Below are 6,541 nucleotides of genomic sequence, written 5' to 3'. Positions count from 1 at the left end.
ACATATGGCAGTAAACTATATTTGTCGGCACTGCAGAACATCGATGGGGTCGCTTAGCGGGTCAAATATAACGGAGCATCAACTGGGCTTCCATTTCTTGACCCCCGAAGAACGCAGCGATATAATAGCGTATGACCCAAATGGGGATGTAACGGTAAAAGTGGTCTGTGATTATTGCCGCGAGGCGATTGATGCGAACCCAGAGCTTCATTTGGTAACTAGTCCTCTTCAATGACGGAAAGTGAATAGTATGAGCCTTAGCAGATGGCTGAGGCTTATTTTCAATGTACAGGGAGCGATCGTATCACTCTCCGATTGTGTAAAGAAACGGGGTGTCGCAAAAGTTGAAAGCTTTAATTAATGCTTTTGCCGCGGATACGGACGTTCAGTCCGTTATATCCGGTATTCGTAAAGGCATGCGTGAGCAGATGATATCTGGCCTCGCAGGCTCTTCCAGACAAGTGCTCATTGCAGCGCTGCGGGAGGATGTAGAGCGTCCTATGCTTGTTGTGACGCATAACATGTTCTCTGCGCAGAAGATTGCGGAGGACTTGCAGGAATGTCTTTCGTCAGAAAATGTATTATTATATCCCGCAAATGAGCTGGTAGCTGCAGAAGCGGCGATCTCGAGTCCTGAGACGCTTGCGCAGCGAATGGATGTGCTGATCAAGCTGTCCCAAGGCTATCGCGGGATTGTTGTCGTGCCCTTCTCCGGCGTTCGGCGTTATTTGCCTATAAGCAGTGTTATGGCTGAAGCGCAAGTAGAGGTTCAAGTTGGCCAATCACTGCCGATAGATGCTTTTCTGCGGCAAATGACCGCTCTTGGCTATACACGGGCTGACCGCGTAGAATTGCGTGGCGATATGAGCGTGCGCGGCGGGATTGTTGACTTCTATCCGCTTACGGCTTCACAAGCGTACCGGATCGAATGGTTTGGCGATGACGTTGATTCCATACGTACCTTCGATCCAGCAGATCAACGTTCTTTGGATCGATTGGAATCTTATGTGGTTCCGCCATGCCAAGAGCTACTCGCAGACGGACACCGTATGGAGACTGCGGCAAATCATGCGCAGCGGCTGCTGGAGAAGCAGCTCGATAAGATGACAGATCGTACAGCCAAGGATCGACTTCGCACGGAGCTGGGCGGAGAGATTGAAAGGCTGCGTGAGCATGTTTATTTTCCGGAAATTTATAAATATATTTCGTTGTTATACCCAGAGCGTCAAACGATTCTTGACTATATGCCAGCTGACACGCTGCTCATACTAGACGAGCCAACGCGTTTAATAGAGACAGCGAAGCAATTGGAGCGGGATGAAGCGGAATGGTCCATGCATTTGCTGCAAAACGGCAAGTCGCTTCCGGATCTTGCTCTTGCCCGCGATACAGAGGAGATTTTGCATCACCGTCCGTTTCCAACGCTGTTCTTGTCCTTATTCTTAAGGCAAATCCCGCATTCGCAGCCGCAAAATATATTGAACATGACAAGCCGCTCGATGCAAAATTTTCATGGACAAATGAATGTGCTGAAGGCAGAAATGGAACGTTGGCGCAAGACGGGTGCCACAGTAATGATGCTTGCCGGCAATGCAGAGCGCATGGAACGCATGCGCCGAGTTCTTGACGACTATAGCATTGAGACGCCTACTCTGCTAGAAGGTAATTTGCAGTCCGGTTTTGAGCTGCCATCCTCTCACCTTGTCATTATTACTGAAGGCGAGATGTTCTCCCAAAAGCAGCGCAAAGCCCGGAAAATGGATAAAAAAGTTGATAATGCCGAGCGTATTAAGAGCTATACAGAGCTTAAGGTCGGCGACTATGTGGTTCACCATAACCATGGTATTGGCAAGTATGTTGGTATAGGTACGCTTGAAATAGCAGGTATTCATAAAGATTATTTGCATATTCTCTATGCTGGCGGCGATAAGCTATCTGTTCCAATCGAGCAAGTGGATATGATTCAGAAGTACGTCGGCAATGAAGATAAAGAGCCTAAGGTCAATAAACTCGGCGGTAGTGAATGGACACGGGCGAAGAGCAAGGTAAAAGCATCCGTTCAGGATATTGCTGATGATTTGATCAAGCTGTATGCAGAGCGGCAGACGGCACCGGGGTACGCTTTTGGACAAGATACGTCGTATCAGAATGAGTTCGAAGCGATGTTCCCTTATGACGAGACGCGTGACCAGCTCAGAGCGATCGAAGAGATTAAGAAGGATATGGAGAAAACCCAGCCGATGGATAGGCTGTTATGCGGAGACGTCGGTTACGGAAAAACAGAGGTCGCCATTCGTGCTGCCTTCAAATCAGCAATGGACAGCAAACAGGTAGCGGTGCTAGTTCCGACGACTATTTTGGCGCAGCAGCATTATGAGACATTCCGCGAGCGTTTTGCGGGTTATCCGATTAACGTTCAGGTGCTCAGCCGTTTCCGTTCACGCAAGGAACAGAATGAAACGATGAAGGGCCTGAAGGCGGGAACGGTGGATGTCGTTATTGGGACGCATCGCCTGCTGTCGCAGGATATTATTTTCAAATCGCTCGGCCTTCTGATCGTGGATGAGGAACAACGTTTTGGCGTATCGCATAAGGAAAAGCTGAAGAAGCTTAAAACTAATGTCGACGTGCTTACGCTGACTGCGACACCGATTCCAAGAACGCTTCATATGTCGATGCTTGGCGTGCGGGACTTGTCTGTTATTGAAACGCCGCCGGAAAATCGTTTCCCTGTGCAAACCTATGTGGTGGAATACAGCCCGTCCCTCGTACGGGAGTCGATAGAGCGCGAGCTGGCACGTGGAGGCCAAGTCTATTACTTGTATAACCGTGTACAAGGCATCTACCAAATGGCGGAGCAAATCAATGCGCTTGTACCAGGTGCTAGAGTTGCGGTCGGCCATGGGCAAATGTCAGAGCAGGAGCTGGAGAAGACCATCCTTGATTTCCTCGATGGTGAATCCGATGTTCTGGTAAGCACCAGCATTATTGAGACAGGCGTCGATATTCCGAACGTGAATACGCTTATTGTGCATGATGCTGACAAAATGGGACTCTCTCAGCTGTATCAGCTGCGCGGACGCGTTGGTCGTTCGAATCGTATTGCATACGCGTATTTCACGTATCAACGGGATAAGGTGCTTACGGAGGTTGCGGAGAAGCGTCTGCAATCCATCAAAGAATTTACTGAGCTCGGATCAGGCTTCAAAATCGCAATGCGCGATCTATCGATTCGTGGAGCGGGCAACCTGCTTGGGGCGGAGCAGCATGGCTTTATTGCCTCGGTAGGCTTCGACATGTATTCGCAGATGCTGGCTGATGAGATCGCGAAGCGCAAAGCGGAGATGAGCGGCGAAGAAATCAAAGAAGAGAAGCCAGTTAGCATGCTTATTGATATTAGTGTAGATGCTTATTTGCCTTCGGATTACATTTATGACAGCATCCAAAAAATTGAGATCTATAAAAAAGTAGCTGCTATCCGAACGTTCGAAGAGGCAGATGATGTGATTGATGAGCTTGTGGATCGTTTTGGCGATTTACCGCAAGCGGTAAGCAATTTGCTCGCAGTGGCTAGATTAAAAGTATATGGCACGATGTATGGCATTGAACAGCTCAGCGGCAAAGGTGATGATCTGCTGCTTCGTTACGCAGCTAGCGAGAAGCTGAGGATTGACCGTAAGAAGGTGGATCAGCTTTGTCTGAAGCATGAGAACCGCTTTAAGCAGGGCAGCGAGCAGGAGCCAAACCCAAGTATTTTGCTGCGCGGCAAGGGATTGAATATGGAGCAGAAAATTCATATGATTGAACAATTTTTGCAAGCGTACAAGGATGTTCTCCTTTATAAAGACGAATTGCAAGATGCGACAACATAGACAAGATTCGCTTTATACGCCCCTTTTCTGATACAATACTATCAAGTTCTCAATATGAAAGGGGATTCAACATGTTACACAGTTCACGCAAATCGGCATGGCGCAAAGGCGCGCTGCTTATCGTGGCAGTCGTGCTGGTCTTGACGATGGCGGCATGCGGCGGCGCGAAGGAAACAGAAGTTGCAACCTATAAAGGCGGCAATGTGACAGACAAGGAATTCAACAAGTATTTGGATGTATTTACGGTTATGCAGCCAGCGTATGCGCAAGTTATTGAAATTCCGCAATTTAAGGAGCAGCTGCTCCAGCAGTATATTTCCTACAAAATTTTAAGCGGCCAGGCTTCTAAGGAAGACGTGAAAAAGGCTGAAACAGAAGTAAAAGAACAAATGAAGCAGTATAAAACGGCGCTTTCCCAAGATGCCGAATTGAAAGCTGCTGTAGATGCTAAGAAATTGAAAGACAAAGATATGGAAAACTATTTGCTTATGACTTCCAAGCTTGTAGCTCATATGAACGCTCAAGTAACTGAGGAAGAAATGAAAGCAGAATATGAAAAGAACGGTATTAACTATGCAACCGTTTCTGTTCGCCACATCTTGGTATCAACCAAAACAACGGATCCAACTACACAAGAAGAAAAAGAGATTCGCACGGATGCAGAAGCATTGGCTCGTGCTAAAGAAGTGAAAGACAAGCTAGCAGCAGGCGGAGACTGGGCTGCTCTTGCCAAACAATACTCCGACGATCCAGGCTCGAAGGACGCAGGCGGTCTATATGCGGACAAGAAGAATGGTCAATGGGTAGAAGAATTTAAACAAGCTGCTTATAAACAAGAGATTGGCGTTATTGGCGAGCCTGTGAAAACAGATTTTGGCTACCATGTTATCCTTGTTGAGAAACGTGATACGCCAGCATTTGATAAATTAACTGATGCAGATAAAGAATCAGTAAAAGGTACAGTTGCTTCTGAGAAAATGAACAAATATATGACAGACGAGCTTCCTAAGCAAGAAATCGTCATTAAGCTTCCAAAAGCAAGTGATACTCCTGCTAGCGATGCTCCTGCTGGTGAAGAAACGCCGGCTACGGATGCTCCAGCTACAGAAGCACCTGCAACGAAATAAGTGCAAAACAAACATGTCAGACCCTTTAACCATTCACCGGTTAAGGGGTCTTTTTCTGAAACTATGCTGAGTAAGGATGGATTGTATGCTGAACACAAATCAATATTTGCTGCGTGAAGCCAAAAGCGGGCCGCGAGAAGCTGAAAGGTGTTGTCGATGAAAATACGACAGTCGGCATTTTTGAGCTTACAGATAAAGGCGAAATATGGATGTTTGGCGAAAATTCGGGCAGATCGGGTCAAGCGGTATATAATGCACTGGGTCTAAAAATTCCTGAATCGATTAAAAAGCAAGTGGATGCCAACGACGGCTTTTTCCAGCTGTCTAAAGAAGCACTTCCTGAGTATTCGGCAGATTATATGTTTATAACCGTCTATGACCCGGAGAAGAAGGGTGAGGCGATTAAGCAGCTGACAGACTTAGCGGTTTGGAAAAGCTTAGACGCCGTGAAAAACAATCAATATTTTGAAAATGATTTTAATACATTCTATCGTTATGATCCCATTGCTATAAGCGGACAAGTCGATCTTATTGTAGACATGCTTATTGCAAGAGCAGAAGAAAATAAAAAATAATATATGAATTTAAACAAGTTAACCCAACTTGAGGCATTTGCCTTAGGTTGGGTTTTTTATGTGAATAAAAATGTCATACAATCAACATTTCGCACATAAAAAAAGTAAATCGACAAACAAGTGTCATTATACCTAACATAAATGCGAATAAATTGCCCCTAATTGACCATTTTTAAGTATGAATGTATCCCTTGAAAAAATTAGTGTTAACTATATTGACATTAACTTAATTCCCAATCTATAATAAAAGCACGAACAATGGAAGTTAAATCCATGTAAATGTTCGGAAATATAGAGACAAATATGAAGCGATGGGGAGTGGGAAGATGAAAAAGAGAATGTTTTATTCATTTGGCCTTATGTTTGTAGCTTTAACGATCGTATTGACAGGTTGTGGCRCAAACAACAACAAACCAGCATCTACGAATGGGGAAACAGATAAACCTACGAATGCTGCCAATGCCGGATCGGGAGCAGACGGGGAAATAAAAGTGGGAATATTGCACTCACAGAGCGGCACCATGGCAATTAGCGAGGTATCGGTTATCGATGCTGAAATGATGGCTATCGATGAAATTAATGCTGCAGGCGGTGTTTTAGGTAAAAAGATTGTACCTGTACTTGAAGACGGCGCTTCCGATTGGCCGACCTTCGCTGAGAAGGCGCGCAAGCTTATTTCTGAAGATAAAGTGGCTACCGTATTTGGTGGATGGACTTCCGCAAGCCGGAAAGCAATGAAGCCGGTATTCGAAGAGTTAAATGGCCTGCTGTGGTATCCGGTGCAATATGAAGGTCTTGAATCTTCTCCGAATATTTTTTATACAGGCGCTACGACAAACCAACAAATCGTTCCATCTGTTTCGTGGCTGCTTGAAAACCGCGGCAAGAAATTTTACTTACTCGGATCGGACTATGTATTCCCTCGTTCCGCAAACCTCGTAATAAAAGAACAGTTGAAGGCTGAAGG

At 45.8% G+C, this 6,541-nt stretch carries 4 protein-coding genes and 1 pseudogene; all 5 read left to right on the top strand.

Translation table 11 applies throughout. From position 1 onward, the window contains the following. The first annotated feature begins 4 nt into the window (after positions 1–4). Entirely contained in the window at positions 5–235 is a 231-nt protein-coding gene (locus AC1DSE_RS27685; protein WP_339205871.1) for an anti-sigma-F factor Fin family protein, read from the top strand. A gap of 109 nt (positions 236–344) precedes the next feature. Beyond that, positions 345–3,872 carry a transcription-repair coupling factor gene (gene mfd / locus AC1DSE_RS27680; protein ID WP_477511752.1) on the top strand — a complete coding sequence of 1,176 codons (3,528 nt, stop codon included), beginning with the start codon at positions 345–347 and terminating at the stop codon, positions 3,870–3,872. 71 nt (positions 3,873–3,943) lie between these two features. Beyond that, the gene (locus tag AC1DSE_RS27675; protein WP_477511753.1) at positions 3,944–4,999 is read left to right on the top strand and encodes a peptidylprolyl isomerase; all 1,056 of its coding nucleotides are present in this window, start codon (positions 3,944–3,946) and stop codon (positions 4,997–4,999) included. 116 nt (positions 5,000–5,115) lie between these two features. Further along, a pseudogene (locus AC1DSE_RS27670) lies at positions 5,116–5,574 on the top strand (TroA family protein); the annotation flags it as partial. A gap of 326 nt (positions 5,575–5,900) precedes the next feature. After that, the coding region (locus AC1DSE_RS27665) for a transporter substrate-binding protein (RefSeq protein WP_477528525.1) at positions 5,901–6,541 on the top strand (641 nt) is incomplete at its 3' end.

This window comes from Paenibacillus sp. 01L418 (genome assembly GCF_056400045.1).
The sequence above is the reverse complement of the archived record's forward strand: the minus strand, read 5'-3'. Positions and strand labels throughout refer to the sequence as shown.

Coding starts and splice junctions, on each gene's coding strand:
- AC1DSE_RS27675 (WP_477511753.1), top strand. CDS start 3,944: ATGTTACACAGTTCACGCAAATCGGCATGGCGCAAAGGCGCGCTGCTT.
- AC1DSE_RS27685 (WP_339205871.1), top strand. CDS start 5: ATGGCAGTAAACTATATTTGTCGGCACTGCAGAACATCGATGGGGTCG.